The 25,984-nt window shown below is 54.6% G+C and carries 26 protein-coding genes and 5 tRNA genes; 5 read left to right on the top strand and 26 right to left on the bottom strand.

Going from position 1 to position 25,984, the window contains the following annotated elements; genetic code table 11:
* Positions 1-152: 152 nt before the first annotated feature.
* From YWK_RS0104240 to gltX, 20 genes are all read right to left on the bottom strand, one after another.
* Positions 153-229 (bottom strand) — tRNA-Arg (locus YWK_RS0104240).
* A 1-nt stretch (position 230) separates the two neighbouring features.
* Positions 231-304 (bottom strand) — tRNA-Gly (locus YWK_RS0104235).
* Between the two features lie 115 nt (positions 305-419).
* Positions 420-977, bottom strand: coding sequence for a metallophosphoesterase family protein (locus YWK_RS18285; protein WP_051375113.1), 558 nt, complete (start codon positions 975-977; stop codon positions 420-422).
* Positions 958-1,566 (bottom strand): RdgB/HAM1 family non-canonical purine NTP pyrophosphatase, encoded by a 609-nt coding sequence (gene rdgB, locus YWK_RS0104225; RefSeq protein WP_026963815.1) that lies wholly within the window; start codon positions 1,564-1,566, stop codon positions 958-960. The genes YWK_RS18285 and rdgB overlap by 20 nt, the downstream gene beginning before the upstream one ends.
* Positions 1,567-1,660: 94 nt before the next feature.
* Positions 1,661-2,488 carry a glutamate racemase gene (gene murI / locus YWK_RS18280; protein ID WP_084453490.1) on the bottom strand — a complete coding sequence of 276 codons (828 nt, stop codon included), beginning with the start codon at positions 2,486-2,488 and terminating at the stop codon, positions 1,661-1,663.
* 125 nt (positions 2,489-2,613) lie between these two features.
* A complete protein-coding gene (locus tag YWK_RS0104215) occupies positions 2,614-3,003 on the bottom strand; it encodes a MarR family winged helix-turn-helix transcriptional regulator (protein WP_051375166.1) in 390 nt (129 codons plus the stop codon).
* Positions 3,004-3,161: 158 nt separating this feature from the next.
* On the bottom strand, positions 3,162-3,389 hold the full coding sequence (locus YWK_RS0104210) for a helix-turn-helix domain-containing protein (RefSeq protein ID WP_026963813.1): 228 nt from the start codon (positions 3,387-3,389) through the stop codon (positions 3,162-3,164).
* A gap of 292 nt (positions 3,390-3,681) precedes the next feature.
* Positions 3,682-4,815, bottom strand: a complete 1,134-nt coding sequence (locus YWK_RS0104205) for a bifunctional cystathionine gamma-lyase/homocysteine desulfhydrase (protein ID WP_026963812.1) — start codon at positions 4,813-4,815, stop codon at positions 3,682-3,684.
* Positions 4,816-5,742, bottom strand: coding sequence for a PLP-dependent cysteine synthase family protein (locus tag YWK_RS0104200; protein WP_281172230.1), 927 nt, complete (start codon positions 5,740-5,742; stop codon positions 4,816-4,818). It abuts the gene before it with no gap.
* A gap of 46 nt (positions 5,743-5,788) precedes the next feature.
* On the bottom strand, positions 5,789-6,463 hold the full coding sequence (locus tag YWK_RS18275) for a class I SAM-dependent methyltransferase (RefSeq protein WP_051375112.1): 675 nt from the start codon (positions 6,461-6,463) through the stop codon (positions 5,789-5,791).
* A gap of 274 nt (positions 6,464-6,737) precedes the next feature.
* Positions 6,738-7,358, bottom strand: a complete 621-nt coding sequence (locus YWK_RS0104190) for a hypothetical protein (RefSeq protein WP_026963810.1) — start codon at positions 7,356-7,358, stop codon at positions 6,738-6,740.
* Between the two features lie 98 nt (positions 7,359-7,456).
* The gene (gene sdhB / locus YWK_RS0104185) at positions 7,457-8,224 is read right to left on the bottom strand and encodes a succinate dehydrogenase iron-sulfur subunit (RefSeq protein ID WP_026963809.1); all 768 of its coding nucleotides are present in this window, start codon (positions 8,222-8,224) and stop codon (positions 7,457-7,459) included.
* A 1-nt stretch (position 8,225) separates the two neighbouring features.
* Positions 8,226-9,977, bottom strand: coding sequence for a succinate dehydrogenase flavoprotein subunit (sdhA, locus tag YWK_RS0104180; RefSeq protein WP_026963808.1), 1,752 nt, complete (start codon positions 9,975-9,977; stop codon positions 8,226-8,228).
* A 64-nt stretch (positions 9,978-10,041) separates the two neighbouring features.
* The gene (locus YWK_RS0104175) at positions 10,042-10,659 is read right to left on the bottom strand and encodes a succinate dehydrogenase cytochrome b558 subunit (RefSeq protein WP_026963807.1); all 618 of its coding nucleotides are present in this window, start codon (positions 10,657-10,659) and stop codon (positions 10,042-10,044) included.
* A gap of 191 nt (positions 10,660-10,850) precedes the next feature.
* Positions 10,851-12,623, bottom strand: coding sequence for an excinuclease ABC subunit UvrC (gene uvrC / locus YWK_RS0104170; protein WP_026963806.1), 1,773 nt, complete (start codon positions 12,621-12,623; stop codon positions 10,851-10,853).
* A gap of 39 nt (positions 12,624-12,662) precedes the next feature.
* Positions 12,663-14,507: an NHL repeat-containing protein gene (locus YWK_RS0104165; protein ID WP_026963805.1), complete on the bottom strand. Its 1,845-nt coding sequence runs from the start codon at positions 14,505-14,507 to the stop codon at positions 12,663-12,665.
* A 182-nt stretch (positions 14,508-14,689) separates the two neighbouring features.
* Positions 14,690-14,765: transfer RNA gene (locus tag YWK_RS0104160), tRNA-Lys, on the bottom strand.
* 7 nt (positions 14,766-14,772) lie between these two features.
* Positions 14,773-14,847 (bottom strand) — tRNA-Glu (locus tag YWK_RS0104155).
* 1 nt (position 14,848) lies between these two features.
* A tRNA-Gln gene (locus YWK_RS0104150) sits at positions 14,849-14,922 on the bottom strand.
* A 315-nt stretch (positions 14,923-15,237) separates the two neighbouring features.
* Positions 15,238-16,722 carry a glutamate--tRNA ligase gene (gene gltX / locus YWK_RS0104145; protein WP_026963804.1) on the bottom strand — a complete coding sequence of 495 codons (1,485 nt, stop codon included), beginning with the start codon at positions 16,720-16,722 and terminating at the stop codon, positions 15,238-15,240.
* A 77-nt stretch (positions 16,723-16,799) separates the two neighbouring features.
* Here gltX and YWK_RS18270 point away from each other — a divergent pair, with 77 nt between their 5' ends.
* Both YWK_RS18270 and lgt read left to right on the top strand, forming a co-directional pair.
* Positions 16,800-17,132: a hypothetical protein gene (locus tag YWK_RS18270; protein WP_035465968.1), complete on the top strand. Its 333-nt coding sequence runs from the start codon at positions 16,800-16,802 to the stop codon at positions 17,130-17,132.
* 149 nt (positions 17,133-17,281) lie between these two features.
* Positions 17,282-18,091, top strand: coding sequence for a prolipoprotein diacylglyceryl transferase (gene lgt, locus YWK_RS0104135; RefSeq protein WP_026963803.1), 810 nt, complete (start codon positions 17,282-17,284; stop codon positions 18,089-18,091).
* Positions 18,092-18,122: 31 nt separating this feature from the next.
* On the opposite strand, the gene hisC is transcribed toward lgt, so the two are convergent.
* Complete coding sequence (gene hisC / locus YWK_RS0104130) at positions 18,123-19,229, bottom strand: histidinol-phosphate transaminase (RefSeq protein ID WP_051375110.1); 1,107 nt, start codon at positions 19,227-19,229, stop codon at positions 18,123-18,125.
* Positions 19,230-19,437: 208 nt separating this feature from the next.
* Between hisC and ilvA the strand changes: the two genes are divergently transcribed.
* Positions 19,438-20,646, top strand: coding sequence for a threonine ammonia-lyase (gene ilvA, locus YWK_RS0104125; RefSeq protein WP_026963801.1), 1,209 nt, complete (start codon positions 19,438-19,440; stop codon positions 20,644-20,646).
* Between the two features lie 111 nt (positions 20,647-20,757).
* Here ilvA and cax read toward each other — a convergent pair whose 3' ends face one another.
* Positions 20,758-21,747: a calcium/proton exchanger gene (gene cax, locus YWK_RS0104120; RefSeq protein WP_051375162.1), complete on the bottom strand. Its 990-nt coding sequence runs from the start codon at positions 21,745-21,747 to the stop codon at positions 20,758-20,760.
* Positions 21,748-22,136: 389 nt separating this feature from the next.
* Between cax and YWK_RS0104115 the strand changes: the two genes are divergently transcribed.
* Entirely contained in the window at positions 22,137-22,628 is a 492-nt protein-coding gene (locus YWK_RS0104115; protein ID WP_026963799.1) for an inorganic diphosphatase, read from the top strand.
* A gap of 84 nt (positions 22,629-22,712) precedes the next feature.
* Here the strand turns inward: YWK_RS0104115 and YWK_RS0104110 are convergent, their stop codons facing one another.
* Positions 22,713-22,976 carry a hypothetical protein gene (locus tag YWK_RS0104110; protein ID WP_026963798.1) on the bottom strand — a complete coding sequence of 88 codons (264 nt, stop codon included), beginning with the start codon at positions 22,974-22,976 and terminating at the stop codon, positions 22,713-22,715.
* Between the two features lie 112 nt (positions 22,977-23,088).
* On the opposite strand from YWK_RS0104110, the gene YWK_RS18265 reads away from it, so the two are divergent.
* Positions 23,089-23,970, top strand: a complete 882-nt coding sequence (locus YWK_RS18265) for a cobalamin-binding protein (protein ID WP_051375109.1) — start codon at positions 23,089-23,091, stop codon at positions 23,968-23,970.
* A gap of 52 nt (positions 23,971-24,022) precedes the next feature.
* Here the strand turns inward: YWK_RS18265 and YWK_RS0104100 are convergent, their stop codons facing one another.
* From YWK_RS0104100 to YWK_RS0104090, 3 genes are read right to left on the bottom strand one after another with little or no spacing between them, the layout of a single operon-like run.
* A complete protein-coding gene (locus YWK_RS0104100; protein WP_026963797.1) occupies positions 24,023-24,799 on the bottom strand; it encodes an enoyl-CoA hydratase/isomerase family protein in 777 nt (258 codons plus the stop codon).
* Between the two features lie 17 nt (positions 24,800-24,816).
* Positions 24,817-25,041 (bottom strand): hypothetical protein, encoded by a 225-nt coding sequence (locus YWK_RS18260; RefSeq protein ID WP_035465966.1) that lies wholly within the window; start codon positions 25,039-25,041, stop codon positions 24,817-24,819.
* A gap of 9 nt (positions 25,042-25,050) precedes the next feature.
* Positions 25,051-25,923 carry a DUF72 domain-containing protein gene (locus YWK_RS0104090; protein WP_035465964.1) on the bottom strand — a complete coding sequence of 291 codons (873 nt, stop codon included), beginning with the start codon at positions 25,921-25,923 and terminating at the stop codon, positions 25,051-25,053.
* Positions 25,924-25,984: the final 61 nt, after the last annotated feature.

The raw sequence follows: 25,984 nt of genomic DNA, 5'->3' as shown, positions 1-25,984 counted from the left end.
TCCCCAAAACACGGCCAAGTTGCCCTGTAAATCTTGTGCAGCGGACAATCTTGTCCGTACACAACGCGCCCATTATACCATGTTGCGGAGTTCAGCGACAGCTGCGCACACTCCGCAACAAGCACCCGATGACGGGTCATCCATAATGGTTGTGGCGTCTCAGGAGGGATTCGAACCCCCGACCCACAGCTTAGAAGGCTGTTGCTCTATCCAGCTGAGCTACTGAGACATGGAGCGGGTGATGGGAATCGAACCCACGCGACCAGCTTGGAAGGCTGGAGTTCTACCACTGAACTACACCCGCGTCAGGAGCGCTACAATCCATGCACCCGTACACTCGTCACTAACAAACGTGTCAGTCGTTCGTCTGCACTCAAACAGTGTAGACGATATCGCCCCAAGAGATCAAGTCTTCGCATTCAATTGTTGGGGATGGAACTTTTTATCATGGTCACTCGCATCTGCCCACTGGTTAGCTCGCCCTGACTCGTGTAATGGGAGACCTTGACGTTGTAAGCATCTGGAGCGTTTGCCGGAGCAATGTCCAGCACCGCAAACGTCCGCTCTCTGCGGCCGCGCGGCGCAGCCAGACTGCCAGGATTGACAAACAGGATGCCGTCCGACATCAGCACGACGGCCGTGTGCGTGTGGCCAAAGACGACGATGTTTGCACCCACGGCTTTGGCGCGTTCCGTGAGCGCCTTCATCCCTTCTTTTACCCTCCAGCGATGACCATGTGTCAGAAAGATGCGCGGGCCGAACGCGTCGATGGTCAAATCATGTGGGAAGTCGCGGCTTCCGGAATCCCAGTTTCCTGCCACTGCGTAGATGGGCCAGTCCACTCGTTGCGCGAGCCAACGTACGTCTTCAATTTCATCCCCTGCGTGCAAAATGGCGTCAATCTTGGGAACGCTCTTCACAGCGCTCAATAATTCGTGTCGGTAGCGATGCGTATCGCTAACGATGCACAGCCTCATCCTCCGCCCCCCTCCACAATTGAGTCAGAACTTGTACAGCCTTCGCCCTGTGAGACACCGAGTTCTTCACATCCGTTGGCAAGTCGCCAAACGTGCAGCCGAGTTCTGGGACGTAAAACAGCGGATCGTATCCAAAACCAGACTGACCACTTGGCTGCAGAGCAATCCTACCGTGGACCTCGCCACGCGCCACATACCCGGTGCCGTACCGACGGTGGTAGAGTGCCAAAACGCATACGAATTGTGCATTCCGTTCCGATTCGGGCACCCCGTTGAGTGCTCTCAGTAACTTCTCATTGTTGGCGGCACTGTCTCCGTGCACACCGGCATATCTGGCAGAATGAACTCCGGGAGCTCCATGAAGCCAATCTACGCACAACCCAGAGTCGTCCGCCAGTACCCACGAATCGCAATAAGCGGCGTAAAATGACGCTTTTTGCATGGCATTGGATTCAAACGTGGTGCCTGTTTCCGGACAGTCCGGAACGCCGTCCGGCAACGGCTGAACGGACACTGACAGCGGCTGCAAAAGTGCCGCGAACTCCCCTACTTTGTGTGCGTTCTTTGTGGCGAGATAAATCGTCTTCACTACGTGCTCACTCCATGTCCATCACCGTTGCGGTTGCTTCACATCGTACCACATTTCGTGGATTGTCCCCAGTGGATCTGGCGTGTGTTTCGTGTCACAGGCTGCACGTCAACGATTCCATCCCTACGTGGATGACAAAGGCGTCATCCGCCCAGGCACGCATCCACTTCTGGAGTGCCTGCTCCATGCGCACGCCGTCGCCGCTCGTGAAGTATTGGTCGACTGCTGGTTCGGTACGATCCGCTGTCCAGGCTTGGTCGGACAGTACCGCTTTCACCTCTCGAGCTGTCTCGTAGGCAGACGAAATGAGGCGGACGTGGTCACCCACGGCGCGCTGAATGACGGATTCCAAGTGCGGGTAGTGCGTGCATCCCAGAATCAGCGTGTCGATGTCACGTTTCTGTAACGGGAGAAGACGTTCCTGGACAATCCGTTCGACGTGTTTTCCAGACGTTTCCCCGCGTTCTACGAGCGGCACGAATTCCGGACACGCAAGACTGTACACCTCAGCCTTCGGAAGAAGGGATTTGATGGCGCGTTCGTAGACACCACTCTTGACCGTCACGGCCGTTCCAATCACACCAATCCGCATGGTCTCGGTGGCGCGGACTGCAGCGCGGGCTCCAGGGCGTACGACGCCGAGCACAGGAACGTGGTAACGCTGTTGCAATGTCGGCAGCGCGACGGCCGTGGCCGTATTGCAGGCGACGACCAACATTTTGACCCCACGCTGCACCAGAAAGTCACAGATTTCTGTTGAATATTCAAGTACCTGCTCCGGTGTTTTGTCCCCATATGGGCACCGTGCTGTATCTCCAAAATAGGTAATGGTCTCATTGGGCAGCTCGGCTTTGATTGCCGAGGCTACCGTCAATCCTCCGACGCCAGAATCAAAAACACCAATCGGCAATTGGTTTGACACGTATTTCACCGCTCCCTGAAACGCTAGTACTGTGATGACTTCTGCATCGATATACTTCTGCATGTATATGACGTGGAGGAACCTGGCGCGAAAAAGGAAACGCTGTGCGGCATTCGCACAGCATGTCAGTTCTTGTCCATTTTGTCATTTAACAACGCTAATATCCTCAATATTTCTTCCTGATCTTTCGAACTGACTGACTCCAGGACTCCTGCAAGGTACGCGCGTCGCGCATCCAGCACCTTCTCAATCATTTGCCGACCTTTTTCCAAGAGCCGCACTCGCACCACTCGACGGTCCTCCGAATCGCGCTCACGCACCACAAACGACGCTCGTTCCAACCTATCAACCAAGTCTGTTGTGGTGCTATACGCAAGGTAGAGGCGGTTGCTCAAGTCCCCGATGGTCAACACGCCATCCCGATCCAGGATCACGAGCGCGTCGAACTGCGGCGGTGTCATATGATACTGCTCGAGCAACATCCGCCCTCTGCGGCGCACGGTCGACGCAATCATCCGAAGATGCTTTTCAATCTCAACCACGTGGTTGGAGAACGTAACCCCCACAGGCACACCTCAATTAAGACGTTGTGTTCTTGCAGATTGTATCATTCTCCCCTGCCAGCGTCAACGAAAGGACACCCCTACACCATGTCACTGTAGGGGTAATTACGTCAAATATTCAGTTCGCCCAGTCGCACGAGTTCTACGACGGCTTGGGAGCGTCCCTTTACATTAAGTTTCTTCATCACATTGGAAATGTGATTACGCACTGTCTTCTCGCTCACAAACAGCTGGGCTGCGATTTCCTTTGTCGTCTTGTCTTGAACCAGCAATTCGAATACTTCTCGCTCACGATTTGTCAGTAGTGACTTCACCCGCATGTCATTGCCGGAAGACATTCTTTTATCCCTCCTTGTCGCTCGGTCTACAAGAATGGGATACAGTCACGCTATAGTATGACGGCCTGTGAAACCGTGTGCGGAAATCGGAAAACATGGGCGAGCAGGCAAGCCCGCACGCTGGCCACGCTATCACAGTGTTTGTTATAATGGGAAATTTGTAAATTCAATAGAGGGATTCAGCACCACGAGAGATGGCTTGCGGTTTGAAACCGTCCATTCCGAGCATGGTCATACAAATGGCCGCACGAGTGGAGAATACCCCTGCGGCCAATCCTGGTTCAGTCAACCATCACTTCAACGCAGCTGCCAGGTCCTCGAGGAGGTCCTCCGCGTCTTCCAATCCGACCGAGATCCGGATGAGGCCGTCCGTGATGCCCAGCTCATCTCGACGTTCTTTCGGAATGGAAGCATGTGTCATTCGCGCTGGAACGGAGATCAGGCTTTCCACCGCGCCCAGACTTTCGGCCAAGGTGAAGTACTTCACGTTGGCGAGTACCTCATCGGCCTTTTCCAAGCTTCCGACGTCAAACGATATCATCGCACCAAACCCACGTGCTTGTTTCGACGCAATGTCGTGGCCAGGGTGCGAGGGCAAGCCTGGATAATACACGCGCTGTACACGGGGATGCTCCACCAGAAAATCTGCGATACGACGCGCCGTTCGTTCGGCAGCTTCCATTCGGACGCCAAGCGTGCGAATCCCGCGGATCAGCAACCAAGAATCCTGTGGGCCGAGGACAGCCCCCGTGGAATTCTGAATGAAGTGCAGGGACTCTGCCAACTCCGGTGAGTTCACGACGGCGATGCCAGCCACCACATCGCTGTGTCCCCCCAGGTACTTCGTCGCACTATGCACGACAATGTCCGCGCCCAGTTCGATGGGAGACTGCCAGTACGGCGACATGAACGTGTTATCAACAATGACCAACAGTCCCCGAGACTTGGCGCATTGAGCACACGCGGCAATATCTGACACTTTCAACAGCGGATTGGTCGGTGTCTCCAAGTAGAGTGCTTTTGTATTTGGTTGAATGGCGGCTTCAATGTTGCGGACGTCGGTGGTATCGACAAAGGTGGCCGAAATCCCGAACCGTTGCAGAACCTTCGTCACCACCCGGAACGTGCCGCCGTAGACGTCGTCGGTTAAGATGACGTGGTCTCCAGCATTCAAGAGCATGATGACCGCAGTAATGGCGGCCATTCCTGAAGAAAATGCGAATCCAGCCACACCGCCTTCGAGGTCCTTCATCAGTTCTTCCAGTGCCCGCCGCGTCGGATTTCCCGTCCGAGAATACTCGTAGCCCTTGTGCTTGCCAACCGCTTCCTGTCGATATGTACTGACTTGGTAAATCGGAACACTCACAGCTCCGGTTGTCGGATCCTCAGGAATTCCACCGCGTATCAATCGAGTCTTCGAACGCATTTAAAAACCTCCCTGGTAGATGTTCTTGCTCAAGTACCGCTCACTGCTGTCCGGAAAAATGGTCACAATCGTCGTTCCCTTGGGGGCATGGTTCGCTTCTTCTAAGGCTGCGTGCATCGCCGCACCAGATGAACTACCGACGAGGAGTCCCTCGTTCCGCGCCAACTCGTGCACTCTGCGAAACGCATCCTTGTCCGACACCGTGTGAATCGCCTGGAAGTACGTCTTGTCCATAAATGGCGGCAAGAACTCCATGCCAATCCCTTCGGTTTCGTGGGGACCCACTGGTCCACCGCCCAAGATGGAGCCCTCAGGCTCTACAATCACAGTCTTCACGGCCGGGTTTTGCTCTTTCAGGTACCTGGCCGTCCCCATAAACGTTCCGCCGGTCCCTGCTCCCGCTACAAAGATATCTACCTGACCCTGCGTCTGGTCCCAGATTTCTGGACCCAGCGTCTTATAGTACGCCGCCGGATTCGCTGGATTGGCGAACTGACTGGGGCTGAATGAACCCGGAATTTCTGCTAAGAGTTCTTCCACTTTCCGGATGGCGCCTTTCATGCCTTCTTCGGTCGGTGTATGCACAATCTTCGCGCCAAGTGCGCGCATCAGTTGCTGTTTCTCAACGCTAAACTTTTCCGGGACCACGAAGATCACCGAGACATCCTCGTGAAGCGCGGCCAACGCTAACCCAATCCCTGTGTTGCCAGCGGTGGGTTCGATGATGGTTCCACCCTTCTTTAACTTCCCGGTCGCGAAGGCGTCCCGAATCAACTCCACGCCCAGTCTGTCCTTTACGCTGCCACCAGGGTTGAAGTATTCGAGTTTCGCAAGCAATCGAACTCCATTCGGCACGCCGGAATGCTTCAACTCCATCAGGGGCGTATGGCCAATCAACGCTCGAATATCTGTAATCACACCATCCACCAGTATCACACCACCCTCTTAGGTTCTTCTGGACCGGCGTGCTTCTTCATTGTACAGCAGGAGCATCTTGTGCTTCGACCGGTTGAATCTTCGTAGCCTCCCACCGCCACACGTATGCATTGCATTGGGCGAACTCAATGTCAAAGCCAGCCTCCTGAAATATCCTCGTCATCTCCGGTACAGTTGTATAGTATTCAGTGGCCAGGTCGTTTGCGAGGTTGGAGCGCAATTCAATTTGGGCCTTGCGGATGGCTTTCTCCTTCGCTTCTTGATCCACAAAGACGGTGTCAGCGAAGACGACCTTTCCGCCCATCGAAAGCAGTGTATTAAATCGCCGAGCGGCCAGCCGTTTTTCGTCGTCCGTCAAGTGGTGAAAGGCGTACGTGCTGACAATGGAATCAACGTGCTGAATCGGCAATTCGAAGTGCAGAAAATCGCCGTCGTGAATTGGCACATTCGCGAGCCGATGCTGCGCGAGTTTACGCATTTCAACGGACGGTTCCACACCAATCACACGGCGCCCTAACGCGACCAGCTTTGCGGTCAGGTTGCCCGTGCCAACGCCAAACTCGAGCACCGTTCCCACGGTCCGCTCCGCGACGCTCTGCAAAATCTCATCATATCCTGAAAACACCTCAACGTACTCTTTATCCCCACCGTAAACCGTCTCATCGTACGTAGACGCCCAACGGTCGAACAAATCCAGGAATTCTCTCCCCATGTTTTCCACCCCAAGACGAACTATATTCCTAGCATGTTTATGGACTTTCTCGGTTTATTTAGGGTACCACGGATTTGCCGATCTGACAATCTAAGTCGGTGAGTAAGGGCTTGTCACACTACAAACTTGTGCTGAACAGCAAAACGGTGACACCCTTGTATTGGGTCCCACCATGTCACACTGGCTGCTCTGGCGTTTGGGTGACAGCGTCTTCGAGCCCGCTATCTTCCAACACTTTCGCAGATTCCTAGCATCGCATCGTTCATTACGGGCATCACGAAGTCAACAACTGCGACAATTCCTGTTGGAGTTGAGACTGCTCGTCTGGCGTCAGTTTGGCCTTACACTCAGAGACAACCTGTTGCAAGAGATCCAAATCTCCAGCATTGAAAGCCTGCGGTCCTGAAAAATGAGTGGTGAGCCACTGTTGGTCTGCTGGAGACAAGTGCTTTTTGACGATGGACGCCACCTCGACTGCCTTTGATGACGGGTTCTGCGCCGCGATATCAGACCCCAACGTCTTCCACTCATCGGGCGTCATGGACTGTAAGACCGTTTTGACGATGTTTGTCAGCCGCCCCACGTCTTGTGCATGCCAACGGGCTGCGTCGCCCGAGGCTTCGGTCCCGCTGACAGATCCCTTGGCCTCTAGGCCGGCCGATGGACCAGAAGAGGTTGACGCTGCCGGCTTCGACTGTGCCAAGTCTTCGACCGGTACGTTTTCCTGCCACAGTGAACTTCTGGCCCACGCTTGCACAGCGTGAATTCCTTTCGACACTGCCTGATCCACATACGACGTCTGGCCGATGCTGGCATCCCGAAGCACGCTGCCCGTCGCAAGAACGGTGAGGACGGACAAAGCCACGATGAAGCCGAGCTCCATGGGTTTCATCATAGTGATTCGCTCCTTCATCCCCAGTCCCAGTATCGACAGCGCACCCCCGGTGTAAACAAAAATGGTGGAGACTTTCGTCTCCACCACGCGTACAGCGCTTATTTTTTCAACCAAGAACCAATCGCATACGCGTTGACTTGGCGATTCATCGCCGCAATCGACGTGGTCAACGGAATGCCCTTCGGACAAACCTGTACGCAGTTTTGCGCGTTCCCGCATTCATGAATTCCGCCTTCGCCCATCAGTGCTTCCAGCCGCTCTTCGCGGTGCATCTTGCCTGTTGGGTGCTCGTTAAACAACCGAGCCTGTGAAATCGCGAATGGCCCAATGAACGACGTGCGTTCGTTCACGTTTGGGCACGCCTCCACACACGCACCGCACGTAAAGCACCTAGACAGTTCATAGGCCCACTGCCGATCTTTTTCCGGCATCCGCGGACCGGGGCCCAGGTCGTAAGTACCGTCAATCGGAATCCACGCCTTTACTTTCTTCAGCGCGTCAAACATGCGGCTCCGGTCGACCACCAGGTCGCGCACAACAGGGAACGTGCGGGCCGGTTTCAACCGAATGGGTTGCTCCAGTTGGTCGACAATGGCCGAACAAGCCTGACGAGGCTTACCGTTGATGACCATCATGCATGCGCCACAGATTTCTTCCAGGCAGTTCATCTCCCATGCCACCGGGGCTACGGGGTTCCCGTCTTTATCGACCGGATTACGCTGAATGGCCATCAAACAGGCGATGACATTCATACCTGGAACATAGTCGACGACAAACTCCTGCGTATAGGCAGGAGAATTCGGACCATCTTGACGTTCAATAATCAGGTGAACGGTCTTCTTCGCAGTTGCCGTTTGCTGAGTCACGTCATGCATCCTCCTTCTTACCGTAGTTACGTTCACGTGGAGGAATCAGCGAGGTGTCAACTTCTTCGTATGAAATCTTAGGACCGTCAGGCGTAAATGTAGCAATGGTTGTCTTCAAGAAATTCTCGTCGTCGCGCTTCGGGAACTCTGGTTTGTAGTGTGCCCCACGGCTCTCGTTGCGCATCAGCGCACCAATGGTAATTACGCGAGCCAGTTGCAGCATGTTCCACAAATGGCGCGTAAACTGAGCGGACTGGTTTTGCCAACGAGACTTGTCAGGAAGCTTGATCTTCTTCCAGCGTTCCATGAGCTCTTGCAGCTTCTCGTCGGTCTTTTTCAGCCTGTCATTGTAGCGAACGACCGTGACGTTTTCCGTCATCACTTTGCCAAGCTCGCGGTGGAGCTGATATGGGTTCTCCGTGCCATCCAGCCGCATGATTTCTTCGAACTTCTCTTCTTCCCGCTTACGGTACTGGTCAAAGAGCGTTTCCGAGAAGTCGTTCGCCGACTTTTTCAGCCCCTTGACGTAATTCACGGCATTCGGCCCTGCGACCATGCCACCGTAGATGGCGGAGACAAGGGAGTTGGCACCCAGGCGGTTTGCGCCGTGGTACTGGAAGTCCGCTTCACCCGCAGCGAATAATCCCGGAATGTTCGTGTGCTGATTGATATCGACCCACAGACCACCCATGCTGTAGTGCACAGCCGGGAAGATGCGCATCGGGACCTTGCGCGGATCGTCACCGACGAACTTTTCGTAGATGTCGAGAATGTTGCCGAGTTTCACATTCAGCACGTCTGCCGGGATGTGGGACAGATCAAGATACACCTGGTTCTCGCCGTCGACACCGAGCCCCATCTCCACAACGACCTTGTAGATCTCACGGGTTGCAATGTCACGGGGAACCAGGTTTCCGTATTCTGGATACTTTTCTTCTAGGAAATACCAAGGTTTTCCGTCCTTGTAGGTCCAGACTCGTCCACCTTCGCCGCGCGCAGATTCGGACATCAAGCGCAGCTTGTCGTCGCCTGGAATGGCGGTTGGGTGAACCTGGATGAACTCGCCGTTCGCGTACTTGACGCCTTGTTGATAAAGCGTAGACGCTGCCGATCCGGTGTTGATCTGGGAGTTCGTGCTCTTCCCGAAAATCATGCCGTTGCCACCCGTACAGATGACAACCGCATCGCCGCGGAACGTATGAATTTCCATGGAGCGGAGGTCTTGTGCCACAATGCCGCGACAAACACCTTCATCATCCAGGATGGCGCCGAGGAAGTCCCAACCTTCGTACTTGGTGACCAACCCCGCCACTTCGTGACGGCGGACTTGCTCGTCCAAAGCGTACAGCAATTGTTGCCCCGTGGACGCACCTGCAAACGCAGTGCGGTGGTGCTTGGTGCCGCCGAACCGACGGAAGTCGAGCAGACCTTCCGGAGTCCGGTTAAACATGACCCCCATGCGGTCCATCAAATGGATAATGCCAGGCGCCGCTTCACACATGGCCAAAACTTGCTTTTGATTGGCGAGGAAGTCTCCGCCGTAAATCGTATCGTCAAAGTGAATCCAGGGCGAGTCGCCTTCACCTTTGGTGTTTACTGCACCGTTAATGCCACCCTGGGCACACACGGAGTGAGAGCGTTTTACTGGAACCAGTGAAAACAAGTCCACTGACATTCCCGCTTCTGCTACTTTAATGGTCGTCATCAAGCCGGCCAGACCACCGCCGACTACGATGATGCGTTGTCCGCTCATGCTGCGTTCCCTCCTTCGTCGTCATCGACACAACAGTGCCGGAAAAGGACTGCGTATGTAGCCGTTACGCGCTGTGTGTAAAGGCGAGAATCGCGTCAACGCCGATGCCAGCCAAGACCACAAACAATAGCATCGACACGTAGGCGGTCACGCGCTGCGCACGCTGGCCAACGGTAATCCCCCAGTGAATGCAGAACGACCACATGCCATTGGCAAAGTGGAACGTTGCAGCGACGACGCCGATGATCATAAACCACAGATACGCTGGGTTCTGAACCAGGTGGTGCATCATGTCAAACGTCGGCGCGTGCCCTGAGAACCGAGTCGTCCACGTGTGGTAGATGATGAACACAAACGTGATGATGCCCGTGATCCGTTGCAAGGTAAACATCACGTTGCGTCCCCACGAGTATTGCCCTGCGTTATATCCGGAGGTAAATGCCACGTACAGTCCGAATACACCATGATAAACAAGGGGCAAGAAAATAAAGAAAAACTCAATAAAGGGCAGTAGCGGAATGGATTGAATTGCGCCGACTGCATTGTTGAAAGATGCTGCGCCTTTGGTGGCTGTTGCGTTAGTAAATAGGTGTTCCAACAAAAACAGCCCGACAGGAATGACCCCGGAAAGTGTGTGTAACCTGCGCAGCATGTAATCTGTGTGTGGTTTAACTTGTGCCACGCGTTTGCCTCCCTTCGAAACCCGCCACGCTCTCACATGGTCAGGACATATGTAACGGCAGTCTCATCGACTGCCTCTAGGTTGGGAATTCCCGATACCACCGTAAATTGTACTGGTTGTGAAATACAGCGTCAAGAAACGACAAGCGTCGATGTCAAGTCCTGCTCGTCTGCAACCGTGACGAAACGGCTTTACAGCTGTCGCAAGTGCACTTGAATCGCCTCCGCCAACCTGGCTGGAATGCCGATGGATTGAAACTCCTCTAACGGGGCTTCGCGCATGGATTGGAGGGATCCAAAGTGCTTTAGCAACGCCTTGCGCCGTTGCGGGCCGACGCCGGGGATGTCGTCCAACACGGAACTCAGTCCGGTTTTTTTGCGCAGTTGCCGGTGGAACGTAATGGCAAATCGGTGTACCTCGTCCTGAATGCGTTCCAACAGATAAAATGCTTGGGAGTGACGGTCCATTTCCACCGGTTGCTCCTCATCCATGAAGAACAGTTGGTGCGTCCGGTGACGGTCATCCTTCGCCAATCCACAGACCGGAACGTCCAGGTCGAGCTCGTTCTCCAGCACGTCCAACGCTGCTGCCAATTGGCCCTTACCACCATCAATCACAATCAGGTCCGGCAGAGGCAATTTTTCCTTCAGAACTCGGGTGTACCGCCTGCGGATTACCTCCCGCATCGATTCGTAGTCATCCGGCCCTTGCACCGTTCGAATTTTGTACTTGCGATACTCCGACTTCGCAGGTTTTCCGTCGATAAAGCAGACCATGGCCGCCACGGCGTCAGAGCCCTGGATGTTGGAGTTGTCGAACGCTTCAATGCGGTGCGGTGTCGGGATGGCGAGCGTCTCACCTAGTTCCACAATGGCCCCGAGAGTCCGGTCCATCTTCTTTTCCATGAGTCGCAGGCGTTCCTCCAGCGCCAGCTTGGCATTTTCGCACGCCAGATCTACGAGTTGACGCTTTTGTCCCCGCTTTGGCTGGATGCACTTCGCCGGCAACCACTCCTGCAGCGCGTCGCTGTTCACGCCTTGCGGCAATAAAATTTCCTTCGGAATATCCGCCTGCTGATAGTAAAACTGTTCGACGAATGACATGAAGTCTTCCTCGGCTTCTTTGTAGTGTTGCATCACGTTGACAGAGCGCTCAATCATTTTGCCGGATCGCACGTAGAAGACTTGGACGCAGAGCCACCCACGTTCCGCGTAGTACCCGAAGACATCGCGGTCGACGAGGTCAGTGACTGTGACTTTCTGCTCTTGCATGACCCGTTCGATGTGCTGGATAAGGTCACGGAGTTCTTTGGCTCGTTCAAAATTTAGTTTTTCTGCCTCTTGTTCCATGCGCTGGCGCAGGTCTTCTTGCACTTGCTTGTGTCCGCCGCTGAGGAAATTCGCAATTTCGCGCGTGAGCGCAGCATACGTCTCCTCCTCAACAGGGAACTCGCAAGGGGCCAAACACTGCCCGATATGGTAGTACAAACAGACCTTTTTCTTCAGCGTCTTGCACTTGCGCAGAGGATACAATCGCTCCAACAATTTTTTCGTCTCGGTCGCAGATGTGGCATTCGGATATGGGCCGAAATACTTCGCCTTGTCCTTTTTCACCCGACGAACAATCTCCAGGCGTGGATGGCGCTCATGCGTAATTTTGATGTACGGATATGCCTTGTCGTCGCGCAACATGATGTTGTACTGGGGCGAGTACTGCTTGATCAGGTTGCACTCTAAAACCAATGCCTCGGCCACAGTATCTGTCACGATATACTCAAAATCGCGGATCTGGCTGACCAACAGTTGGGTCTTCCCGTCGTGAGAACCTGTAAAGTAGGACCTCACCCGGTTTTTCAGAACCTTCGCCTTTCCCACGTAGATGATGTTCCCGGATTCGTCTTTCATCAAGTACACGCCAGGCTTCGCTGGCAAGAGTGTCAATTTGTCGCGAAGGACTTGATTCACCGACCATCACCTCCCCCACTGGCGAACTCATCGTGGCGTCTATGGCAACTCTCCAACCACAAGTTGGGTGACTCCCTCCGTCGACTGAACCCAGGCGACGTACTGATCCGACGCAGTAAAAAACTGAACAGACTGTGCCAGGGTCTGCGCTGGAGTCTGCTTCACCGCGTCTGTGCCTGTCAATGGGTGCATCAGCACTTGCATGCTGGACTGATGCGAGTCGTCTGGGGTGGTCTCTGCCCACCAGAGAGCACCAGACGCTCCTGTGACTGGCCAGTGCGGTTGACCGTCCAGCGGAGGACCATCGTAACGGGCCAATTGACCGTCCCAGGACAAACCATACCAAGTCGCATTGATATTGTCCTCCGGCTGAACCTGTCCCCGGATTCCCTGAAATATCAGCCGATCCCCGGTGATAACCGGATCTTGCATCAGCCCAAATGGGGCTGGAATGTGTTTTGGCTCGCCCAGCGCTTGCAAAGGAATGTGTCCTGACAACGTATAGACGTCGACAGGTAAGCTCAAGGACGCTTGTCCTTGTGGTTGATCCGCTGCACCGTCAATGGCTGACTGAACCACGATTTTCCCTGCACCCACGGCCACGACTGTTTGGTCGCTTGCCGATTTGTTGTCAAACGTCTTGACGAGGCTTGCTTTTCCAGTGGGTAGATAGAGGGCGTACAGCTGTGTTACCGACTCACCAGACGCACCGTGTGGCACCCAATTCGCGACGACTATCCCCCAAGAACCCGTCACGTAAAAGCGCCATTCCTTGACCACCCAGCCGACTGGCGCGGCTGATTTTCCACTGGACGCTGCCGGGTGCGTTGGTGGAATCAGGTCCACTTGTCCCACTCGCTCCAGGTTCTCCTCAAGCGATTGACCCGATTTAGCCATGTCACACCGATTTATCACCACAGACGGCCACGTATCGCTGACTGTGGTCAACTCAGGCAGGTACACACTGTTCTTTGTAATCGCCATGTGCGCTGCGGTTTTTATGTCGAAGTGGTTCGCGAGCCGAAATTGTGCAAGCACACGCCCTGGGAAGTTGGATATGGGGCTTGGCAAGCCGGTCGGCTTCGGCGGCATGGACGCGTCGCCCGCGGCAGCGCTGCTCGCAGTGGCAGACTGAACTCTCCCCTGTGCACCGTAAGCAATCGCCGCAAGGGCTACCGCTCCAGCCAGCACCATCCCGTACTTCACCCATCTTGGTCCGCGCTGGCGGTGTTCTGCTTGCATGCTTGCAGCAGACGCCATCAACATCTTTCTCGCTCGTACCTGCACCGCTTCCGGTACACACAACTGCTCCAGATAGACCTGGACCTTCGTGCGCAAGTCGACCCATTTTTGCTGCGCACTGGCAAACGTGTCGGAAGCAGACCACAGCACTTTGGAGGCCGCATCCAGCTGGTTCAGGACGAACGCCCTGGGTCGAGAAATCGTGCGGGACAGGGTATGCATGTCACCCTCGTGAAACAGGTACGAAACGGCCACCCATTTCTGAGTTTGCGTGAGTCGACAAATCGCCTCTAGCTCACCTTCCCAAGGCATGGAGCACGCCGTCGTCTCGGACACGTTCGCTTTGGCCGAGTCGCCGACTTGGGTACTCGCGCGGTGTACGTTCTCGGCGAGTTCCGACTCCTTTGCGTTGACACAAGCTTGTATAGCGTAATACAGCACCGCTGAACGCGCGGACGGAAAGCGGCGGATGCTCGAAAAACGTCGATATAGTTCGATGAACGTATCTTCAAACACGTTGACGGGAGGCTGCGCCGCTCCATGCCAGATCTGGTCCACGGCCCAAACCATAGCGCCGAATTGATCCAGCCATGTTTCAACCGCCCGCAGGCGATATTCGCCTCGTTGATGTTTTTTGTTCAACATGGTCCCTCCGTAGGAATCGACTAGGGCCAGTGCTCCCTGCCCTACTTTACCTTACTCTCATCATAGAAAACTCCAGGCTGCGAAGAAACCTTTCATCTCCCGCGAACAACAAGAGATGGAAGCATTCACCGTTACGAAAGGGACAAAAAATGCGACTTCCCGTACGGAAAGTCGCTCTGTGGTGGGTCATGAAGGACTCGAACCTTCAACCTGCCGATTAAGAGTCGGATGCTCTACCAATTGAGCTAATGACCCAGAGTTTTGGTGACCCTAAGGGGATTCGAACCCCTATTACCGCCGTGAGAGGGCGGCGTCCTAACCGTTAGACGATAGGGCCTTGGCTGCCGAACTAGGACTCGAACCTAGACTAACTGATCCAGAGTCAGTCGTGCTACCATTACACCATTCGGCATCGCCGTCTTGTCTTGGCATCGCGCCGTTGACAATTGAGGATTATACAGGCCTTTATTTGGGTTGTCAACGGTTTTTCTCAAGGAAAAATTTTCTTATGAAATTTCCGCTGACGCCAAGTGTCTGCCTGCACCTGTTGGGCAGATGTAATACCAGCCTTGCTGACACGATAATCTCCCCGTCCAGATCAGGCGAATTAAAGAAAAACCTCACCGCTGCGGCACAACTCAAACGGTGAGGTTCATCTTACAAACGAAATGCAAAGTTCCACAGGAACGGTTCGTTGCGTAACTTCGCGCACACGATATCCGGATGCTTACAATTGACCTGCACGCAGTTTGACGGCGACCCATCGCATGCGTTCCTGGCACTCTTCCCGGCCAAGGAGCGCCATGATGTCAAACAGTCCTGGGCCAACCGTCACACCGCTGATGGCGAGACGCGTCGGATGAATCAACTGAGCGGCCTTTACCTGCCAAGACTCAGCCAGGCCGCGATAGAGACGCTCAATGTTGCTCACTGTAAACGGGACGACCGTGTCCAGAGCATCCGCAAGTTGATCCAATCTGTCCGCCACATCCGGATGGGAGAAGTGCTTTTTGACACCTTTCTCATCGTATTGCTGCGGTGCCTGAAAATAATACGACACATTTGCGATGAGTTCTCCTGCATTCCGAGAGCGGTCCTGTGATGTCTGAATCACCGTCCGAATCCAAGCTAACGTGTGAGCATCTGGATTTTCCTCCACGTACCCCGCTTCCCGCAGCAAAGACCAAACCATGTCCAACACCTGGTCAACAGGTAAGGCGCGGAAGTACTGGGCATTTAACCACTCCAGTTTCTTCACGTCGTACACTGCCGCATGCTTGGTCACGCGCTCCAAGTCGAACAGCTTGATTGCCTCTTCGCGTGTGAGAATTTCCTTGTCCTCGCCCGGCGCAAAACCGAGTAACAACAAATAGTTGATCAGCGCCTCCGGAAGAATGCCTGCATCGCGGTATTCCCGGACACTGGTCGCGCCATGGCGCTTGCTCAACTTACTGCGGTCCGGCGCCAAAATCATCGGAACGTGCGCGAAAACAGGCAGTTCTGCGCCCAGCGCCTCAAACAAGACCACATGTTTGGGGGTATTGGACAAATGTTCCTCCGCTCGGATGACGTGTGTGATGTGCATTTCTGAGTCATCAACACAAGACGCGAAGTGATACGTTGGCGTACCGTCCGCCTTCCACACCACAAAGTCATCGAGCTCTTCGTTCGAAAAGACCACGTCGCCGCGGATGACATCGTGCACGACGGTCTCTCCGACCTGCGGAGACCGGAAGCGATAGACATGCGGTTCCCCAGCGTCCATCTTCGCTTTCACTTGCTCTCTGGACAAATTCCTACAACGGCCGACGTACCGCGGTGCCCTACCTTGACGCTGGGCTTCTTCACGGTCTTTGGCCAATTGCTCCTGCGAACAGAAGCACGGGTACACCCGCCCTTCCGACACCAGCTTATCCAGTGCTGCTCGGTAGATCTCCTGCCGCTCCGACTGGCGATACGGCCCGTGCGGCCCGCCAACGATGGGCCCCTCATCCCAATCAATGCCGAGCCAGCGAAAGCTATCCAATATTTCCTGTAATGACGCCTCCGTAGATCTTGCTGTATCGGTGTCGTCGATACGCAGGACGAATGTGCCACCGTGCTGGCGCGCAAACAGCCAATTGAAGTATGCAGTGCGCGCCCCACCAATGTGCAGCGACCCCGTAGGGCTTGGTGCAAAGCGCACTCGAACCGGGTGTTCGGTGTCCACCATTTCACAACCTCCACGTCATGTATCTGATTCAAGAAAGAATGAAAGCCTAAGGACAACATTCCCTTGCGAGGTGAGTCATGTTGTCGAAAGCCGAAAAAGGAAAGGCGCCATTGACCAGCACAAACTCTGGGTCGTACAACCCTGGCCCCATCAATGATACGGACTTGCCAAACGCCGAATTGTCCGCCGTACAAGCCCGGGATTACGATATTTTGCGGGAGGAATTCCCGGAAGGGCCGTACGGTGCATCGACGAATGAAGAGAAACTTGGAAAGACGTCACCGTGGCGGCCAGGGCAAGCTGTCGTCAGCTCGCTCCGCGACCAGAACCCGATGTCGTCCGACCGGCAAGTCACCTTGGATGAACCCCCCTCACAGGCGCCTAAGGGATCCATCGAGGGACAGAATTAGATTGTGTTCTCGACGTCTACCAGCTCGTGCATGGTGCTGTGCAACTCCTTCATTGTAGTCCAAGCCGCAAACAGACACAAAGTGGTATAGTATAAGAGGTTTATCGCGGTGGACGGTGATGGATTCTTCTCAATCAAGGAGTTGTGACGATGCACCAATACTGGTTTTGGATTGGAAACTTCCCGGTACGGGCGTACAGCACCATCTTCGCCTTGGCGTTCCTGCTGGGACTTGGCGCGACGTTGTACTTTGCAAAGGCAGACGGCAAGCGAGATCTGGTCGCACACCTCTGGAACCTGGCGCCAATGCTACTGCTAGGAGGTATTGTGGGAGCGCGGTTTTGGCAAGTCTTCTTCTTTGACTGGCCGTACTACGCACAACACCCCGGCGAAATCATCGCCGTCTGGCACGGTGGCTTGTCGATTCAAGGCGGCGTGGCGGGCGCCTTCATCGTTGGCGCTTGGTACATATACAAACATCGGCTCGACTTTTGGTCGCTGGCGGACGTGGTAGCGCCCGGCCTGTTGCTTGGACAAAGCATCGGCCGCGATGCAAACCTCATGAATGGAGACGCTTTTGGCGACCCCACCCACCGCGGCTTCGGTATCCTCTACCCACCGGAAACGCTGGCGTATCAGACGTACGGCGACCAGCCACTGTGGCCAGCCGAAGTCTGGGAGGGACAGGCCGATGTCGTGCTCTTCGCCATCCTGCTGATTCTCAAGCAACGGCGGTGGCCGAAAGGGTTCCTGTTCATGTACTACGTCATCGCGTACAATGCAGTCCGGTTCTTGTTAGAGATGTTGCGTGGAGATTCACCGCGGTATCTGTTTCACTGGGATGCCGCACAATGGACAAGCGCACCGCTCGTTGTCCTGGGGATTGGCGTGCTTATCTTTCTGTTTGTCCGTGATGGCCGTAAACCAACACCAGATGATAAAAACCCCGCCCGTTCCTAAGGAACGAGCGGGGTTTTCACTTCTACAGTGCTTACGCGTGTTGACGCTGGGTCGATTGGATCAGAGCGTTCATACATATCTCATTCTCCTCGGTCGTGCCGAAGGAAATTCTGACCCATTCCGCGAGCCCCGAGAATCCAGCGCGAATCATCACGCCCATCTTCATCAATTCGTTCGCGGTCGCCACGCCATCCCCCGTCCGAACGAGAATGAAGTTCCCTTCTGCAGGGACTGCGAACAGCCCCACAGCCGCACACTGCGTTTCATAAAAGCGCTTGCCTTCCGCTGCGAGCGCCCGTGATGCACGTCGATGATCTTCATCCAACAGCGCAGCCGCTGCCGCCCGCTGTGCGACCCGGTTCACGTTGAACGGTTCCCGGACGCGGTTCACGAACGCGAGCAATTCCGGATGTGCCAGGGCATAACCCACACGGAGCCCTGCCAAGCCGTAGAGCTTGGAAAAGGTATGTAGCAGAACCACCCGCGGATCGGCAAACAATGCTGGACTGTCGACAACGCGCCGGTCGTTTTGACTGTAGTCGTTGTATGCGAGATCAAGCACCACAACCACGTGTTCCGGCAGTGCTTTGAGCAGCCATTCCGCTTCTTCCTGAGTGAGAATCGTTCCGGTGGGATTATTGGGGGAACACAGGTAGATTAACTTCGTCTTCTCTGTCACCGCGTCGGCCAGCGCTTCCACGTCAAACGAGAAATCTGCGTGCAGAGGAACCTGTTTTACGTTCGCGCGCATAATCGCGGCACCGAACGAATACTGCGAGAACGTCGGAGACGGAACCACAACTTCGTCGTCCGACTCTAAAAATGTTTCAGACAATAATTTGATGATGTCGTCCGATCCGTTGCCAACCAGCACGTGTTCTGCGGACAATCCGTGAAACTTTGCAATGGCGTCACGCAACAATTCACTTCCGCCGTCTGGATAGTGGTGCAATGTAGAGAGTTCTTCTCGAATCGCCTCAATGGCCAACGGCGACGGCCCCAGCGCGTTTTCGTTGGCATTCAATTTGATCACGCGCTTCAGACCGTACAGTTTTTGCAGCTCGTCATCTGTCAATCCGGGTACGTAGGGCTCAATGTCGGATATCCCTGGCCGTACCAACTTTGTCCATTCCATCATTCGCAGCATCCCCCAATTCGACTGCAGCAAAGCCTAACCCTGTTGCAGAGAGTACCACTCCCAAATAGGCTCTGTTACAATAGACCGTGCGATATACCGTGCATTCTAGCACACTATCCACCGTCCAACAACGGACGTGTACCTATCTTCTGAGGCGGCCAAGCGCGGTTAGCCCGATATTGAAAGGAGTCTCGTCGTGTCTACATTCATTCCAACGCTCAACGACATTCAGGCTGCGCGAACGCGGTTGCAAGGCGTCGTTCTGGAAACGCCTGTCGATTATTCTAAAACATTCTCCACAATGACCGGCAACAACATCTATTTCAAACTCGAAAACTTACAGAAAACAGGCTCGTTCAAACTGCGCGGCGCGTTCAACAAGATTGCCAATCTGACAGAGGAAGAGTGCAAACGAGGCGTCATCGCAGCATCCGCCGGCAACCACGCGCAAGGCGTAGCCTTTGCAGCGAGTTACCATCAGGCGCCCTGTACCATCGTGATGCCGGAAAGCGCCAGCCTCGCAAAAATTGCCGCGACGCAAGGATATGGCGCAAACGTCGTGCTCTCCGGTAATTCGTACGACGACGCCTACGCACACGCATTACAGCTGCAGGAGCAACACGGATACACGTACGTGCACGCCTTTGACGATCCATACATTATCTCCGGACAAGGCACCGTCGGTTTGGAAATCCTCGAACAACTGCCGTCGGCAAACGCCATTATCGTACCGATGGGCGGCGGTGGGCTCGCGGCCGGCATCGCGGTGGCAGTCAAAGCGCTGCGCCCCGATATCAAAGTCTTTGGGGTGGAAGCGTCTGCAGCCGCTTGTTTCCGCCATGCCCTCGACACAGGTGTCGTAGAGACCCTCCCGCCATGCCCCACCATTGCTGATGGGATTGCGGTGCGCAGACCAGGTGACCTGACGCTTACGCTGGCCAAACAGTACGTAGACGACGTACTGACTGTGGAGGAAGACGAAATCGCTCGTTCTATGGTTTTGCTGCTCGAGCGGAGTAAGCTCGTGGCGGAGGGGTCTGCGGCGGCTGCACTGGCCGCGTGCCTCTATGGAAAGGTCCCGCATAACATCGGAAACGTAGTGGTGGTTCTTTCTGGTGGAAACATTGACGTGACGATGCTCTCTCGTGTGATTGAGCACGGTCTTGTGGAGTCCGGGCGATTCCTGCGATTGGCCGTGAACCTCGCCGATAGACCCGGGGCCTTGCGGGATTTGTTGGACATCATTTCTGGGCTTGGAGCCAATGTCCTCTCAGTGCAGCACCACCGAGTTGGGACCAGCATCGCCCTCGGTCAAACGGAAGTCGAACTCGACCTGGAAACCAAGGACACCAACCACATCCATCTCATCTTCCACACGCTGCAGGAACACGGTTATAAGCCCACAAATCGTTGTTAATCGCTTTAAACCAAAGCGGGCACCGGTCACACGATGGCACCGGTGCCCGCTTTGGTTTACCATGTATCCGTCTCCCCAGAAAACGAGGTGCTCGCGAATGGGTGTCCCGCCCTACAACGTATAAAATCCGACGGCCATCACCAAGTACGCGCCAAACGCCATCGCGCCCTCCAGCCAGTTCGATTCGCCGTCCATCATCAACACCACCACCAATATAGCGGCGGCACCCATACTGGCGAGTTCCGGCCAGGAAAACAGCAGCGGCATTGGATTTCCAATAAACAGGCTGGCAAAGAACAAAATCGGTGCCACAAACATCGCCACCTGCAAACTGCTGCCGACGGCAATTTCCAACGACAAGTCCATCCTGTTTTTCCAGGCCATCCACACGGCCGAAGCATGCTCAGCGACGTTGCCGATGACTGCGACGACCACAACGCCCATGAACACTTCGCTCCATCCGAACGTCGTAGCCAAAGACTTCATGCTATCGACCAGCCATTCACTTTCCAGTCCCACGAGGACCGTGGTGACCAACAAGACAACAACAGAGGGAAACAACCGCCAATGATGTTCGTCTTCCCCTTCGGTGCTGACGCTGTCAATGGATTTAAATACGTCGCGGTGCGTAAACAACGAAAAGTAGAGTCCCAATATGTACAACAGCAATGAAACGGTGGCCACTACACTGGACAGTGCAAGGCTGACCTCTGCGCGTTCAGATGAGAAAATTGCTGGCACGATGAAGGCCACACCGACGCTCAAGAGCAACATCGACGCGTTGCTGCGTGCAGCGCGGATGTTGAACCGTTGAATCGGATGTCGAATCCCGCCCACAAAAAAGCTGACGCCGAGGACAAACAGGAGGTTTCCCAGAATCGACCCGGTAATTGACGCCTTCACCAGTGTGGTGAGTCCGTTACTGAGCGCAATGATGCCGATGATAAGTTCCACGGCGTTGCCAAACGTGGCGGACAAGAGCCCACCGACTCGAGAGCCCGCATGTGCGGCAATCGATTCTGTGCTCCTTCCCATCAAACCTGCCAAAGGAATAATGGCCAGGCACGCCAAAATGAACACCATCAAGTGACCTGCGTGCATCAGTTCGACAGCTGCACTGGCGGCTACCAAGACTGTAGTGACAGGCCATATCCACTTCTTCAACCTCGAATCCCCCCGTACTCTGTTCTTCCACGTGTTTTTTCATCCGGTCTGATCTCGGCTCTATCGTGACTCACCACATGTACAATTATGAATCCACCACCAACGCTCAAGATGGGCCGGGTCACACTCACGTTACCAATCAAACAGTGATTCGTCCAGTCAGCTACTTCACTTTCTCCCAACTCTTTTGCATTGTCAAAGAGAATCCACAACGTGGCCGCATTGCAGTGCCAGAGTCTCTTTCACTGCCTCACCCCTGCTTGGTTGCCCAAGGCTTCGCAGTGAGCATATAATGGGTAAGAACATGTTTAAAGGAGGAACTGTAAATGTCCAGCGGCAAGCTCAGTGTGGACGCCTTTATTGAAATTCCTAAGGGCAGCCAGAACAAGTACGAATTTGACAAGGAAGCCGGCGTATTTCGGCTCGACCGAGTCCTGTATTCTCCGATGCACTATCCTACCGAATATGGATACATACAAAACACGCTGGCGGAGGATGGAGATCCGCTGGACGTCCTGGTTTTGACCTCGTTCCCGACCTTCCCGGGTTGCGTCATTGAAACGCGCGTTGTCGGTGTACTGGTCATGTCCGACGACAAGGGCCAGGACGAAAAGTTACTCGGTGTTGCGGAAACAGACCCACGTTTTTCCCACGTACAAACGCTGGACGACGTACCGCCACACATTCTCAAGGAAATTGCCCACTTCTTTGAGGTGTACAAGGACCTGGAGGGCAAGGAGACGAAAATTGAAGGCTGGAAGGGCCGCGACGACGCAGAACGCATTTTGCAGGAGTCGATTCAGCGCTACAAAGGCTGAAGCCGTGAAAAAGGACGGTCGCCGTAGAGGCACCGTCCTTTTTCCATGCGCAGGGTTGGAACCGACACCTTTATTACTTCTTTATTACTTCGTGAACAGGGCATATCCGTTCTTTTTTAGAGCCATTACCCCAAAGGCAGACAGCAACACGCCCACGAGGCTGATACCGTACAACACCCACTCTGCCACGGAGAACGAAAACCCGACGCGGAAGAACAACATAGCGGATAGCAGAACAAATAGGAGTACGGACACCCACCACTGCCGAAAAATCATGTTCAAGGCGATGCCGAAGCCAAACATTGAGACAATGGCCAGCACATCCAATAAAAACCAGAACCCAAACAAGGCGGACACTCCTCAACTTTGATGGCCCATACCCAGTACGCTGTGTCAACACAGAGAGATTTGGTTTCATTATACTGTAGGTACCAAGACTGAACAATGAAGGAGGGTGCGTGTGACAGCCAGACCGCGTATTGCGTCACTCTGCCCAAGCAACACAGAGATTCTTTGTGCTATGGGTCTCGGCGACTGCTTGGTCGGCGTTGACCTGTATTCAGACTATCCGCCAGACGTGGTTCGTGCATTGCCAAAACTCGGCCCCGATTTGAACATTGACATCGAGCGATTGTGCAACTTGAAGCCGGATCTCACCGTCTGTTCCCTTTCCGTGCCCGGCATGGAACGCGTGGTTGAGTCGGTTCGAAGTGCGGGGCTCCCTTATATCGTCCTATCTCCTCACGGGATTTCAGACATTTGGCAGGACATGCGCCTGGTGGCTGATGCGCTCGACGGTGCGGTTCCACAAGACGTGTTGGAGACGGTCATCTCCTCTCTCCAACGCCGCGTGGCGAACATTGTAAAGCAGACCCAGACCTGCGAGGACCGTCCCAAACTATACTGGGAGTGGTGGCCGAATCCGGTGTTTTCGCCTGCCCAATCAAACTGGCTCACCGAGATCAGTTTTCTGGCCGGCTGCGCCAACATCTTTGCAGATGCTGAAGGAGACCAGGTGAAAGACGACGGTAGTCGGGTCATTGCGGCCAATCCGGACTACGTACTCGCGGTCTGGACCGGTGTTCCGCAGCACAAAGTACCTCTGCAAAAAATTCTCTCGCGCCAGACGTGGTCGTCTGTACCAGCCATGCGCAACCACCAGATATACGTCCTATCGGAGGGGCTGTACTGTCGGCCTTCTCCGCGATTGATTGACGGCTTAGAACAGTTGGTCGGCATTGTCCATCCCGACATCGCGCGCACGCTTCAACTCCCTTCTCCCGCTTCTTACGGACCCGTCCGCACGTGGGACGGAAGTTGGTTGGATGGCATCACCCCATGATAAGAAAGCCAGTGACGCTAGAGCGTGTCACTGGCTCACCGGTGATCCGGGTTCAGCGGTTCGTGAATTTAGGTTGCCGCTTTTCGATGAACGCTTGAATTCCCTCTTTGGCATCTGCGGACCTGAACACTTCGCCAAACAGCTTGGCTTCCAATCGGATTCCATCTTCCAATGGCATCTCGAGTCCCTGATCCATCGCCTGCTTCGCAAGCCGCAATGCCACCTGGCTGCGCTGCGTAAACACCTGTGCGAACTCCAGAGCAGACGAGAGCGCGCTCCCTTTGGGCACGACTCGATTGACCAAGCCAATCCGATACGCTTCAGCGGCCGATACAGGTTCCCCGCTGAAAATCAATTCCTTGGCACGGGAAGGCCCTATCAGTCGGGACAAACGTTGTGTTCCACCAGCACCGGGGAAGACCCCGAGTTTGATTTCTGGAAGGCCAATGACAATCTGCTCCTCAGCGATGCGGAAGTCACACGCGAGTGCGAGTTCGCAGCCCCCTCCCAGGGTCAGACCGTTCAACGCGGCAATCGTCGGCTTTCCAAGTCGTTGCAGTTGATTCATCGCGTCATCAAACGCCAACGCCTTCTCTTCTGCGTTCCCTTCTTCAATGTACTGAGGAAACTCTTTAATATCCGCTCCCGCCATGAACGCGCGATCTCCGGCACCCGTTACCACCACTGCGTACACTGCTGGATTGTCGCCTATAGTCTCCACAGCCTGTTTGATTTGACGCCCCATATCAGTACTGAGAACGTTGAGAGGTGGATTGTCGAGCGTCAACACTGCGACTCCATCTCGAACCTCAATATGTACTGTCCCCATGCCACGTCGCTCCCCGCTCAATAATTTTTCCATTCATCTGGATCCGGCACTTCGGGATGGTGTTTCCGGTACCACCATCTCCGCAGGTACCGCACACCGAGGATCAGAAGACACAGCGCCACGATACCTCCGCCAACCCAGCGCGCGGAAGGAACATTTAACTTTCGTGCAATCAAATCAAACAGTTCCCAGCCGCCGATGGCAAACGCTGCAAACATCCAATCCGGCCAACCTTGGTTCATCATATCCTCCTACGTCTCGCCCAGGTCGAACAGCGTGAGCTGAGTGCTTTCTTCCAGCTGGGGCCGGGGTTTGACCGGTTGCCCAAGCAAGAATTTCCAGTCTAATGCGTTTGTGACTGCGTAGTCTCCCTGGTTGTTGTTCATCAAGATGTGCACGTCATCCGCTCGGTTCGACCATTCTGCCACGATTGGAAGAAATTCCCGCAATTCTTCTCGTGCATAGAGATAATCAAACCGCTGCTGCGACGACGTCAACCCCTTTTGGTACCACGTATGTTCGTTGCGCCCGTGAAGGCGAAACATCACGTACTTCGAGTGAGTGACGTCTGGGACGAAAGGAATGGTTCCCATTCCCGCCTGCGGTTCGTCACACACTACATTCACAGCTCGCAAGTCGTGCAGCCATTGCACGGTAGATGCTCGCTGATCTCCAAGGAACCAGCTGCGATGCCGAAATTCAACGCCAACCGTGAACTCGGACATTTTGTGAACGACTCGCTCCACGTATTCCTGATTTTGCGGTGTACATACGAACCACGGAGGGAATTGAAACAATACTACGCCAAGTTTTTCGGCGTCCGCAAGAACCGTCAGCGCTTTCGTGAAAGCGGTAAAATGCTGTTCCAACAGTTCTGGGCCAGCCTCGCCGCGGTCATGTTGCGTCAGTGTACGATACGCCTTTACGTCAAAAACGAAATCCCTCGGCGTTTGACGTACCCATTGGCGAACGGTCTGGGGGTTCGGGATCCCGTAATAAGAACTATCGACTTCCACCAGCGAAAAATACTCGCTGTAGAATGCCAGCCTTTCTGATGGTTTGACACTCTTCGGGTAGAAGTGGTGGTGATCCGCCCAAGCACACGTTCCGATTCGCACAGGCATACCGATGACGCTCCCTTCGCCTCCTCGAATTATATCATCTTATACCATCATCGTTCGCAAG

This window comes from Alicyclobacillus pomorum DSM 14955, assembly GCF_000472905.1.
Taxonomy (GTDB): domain Bacteria; phylum Bacillota; class Bacilli; order Alicyclobacillales; family Alicyclobacillaceae; genus Alicyclobacillus_A; species Alicyclobacillus_A pomorum.
Note: the sequence above shows the minus strand (reverse complement) of the source record. Positions and strands in the feature narration are given on the sequence as shown.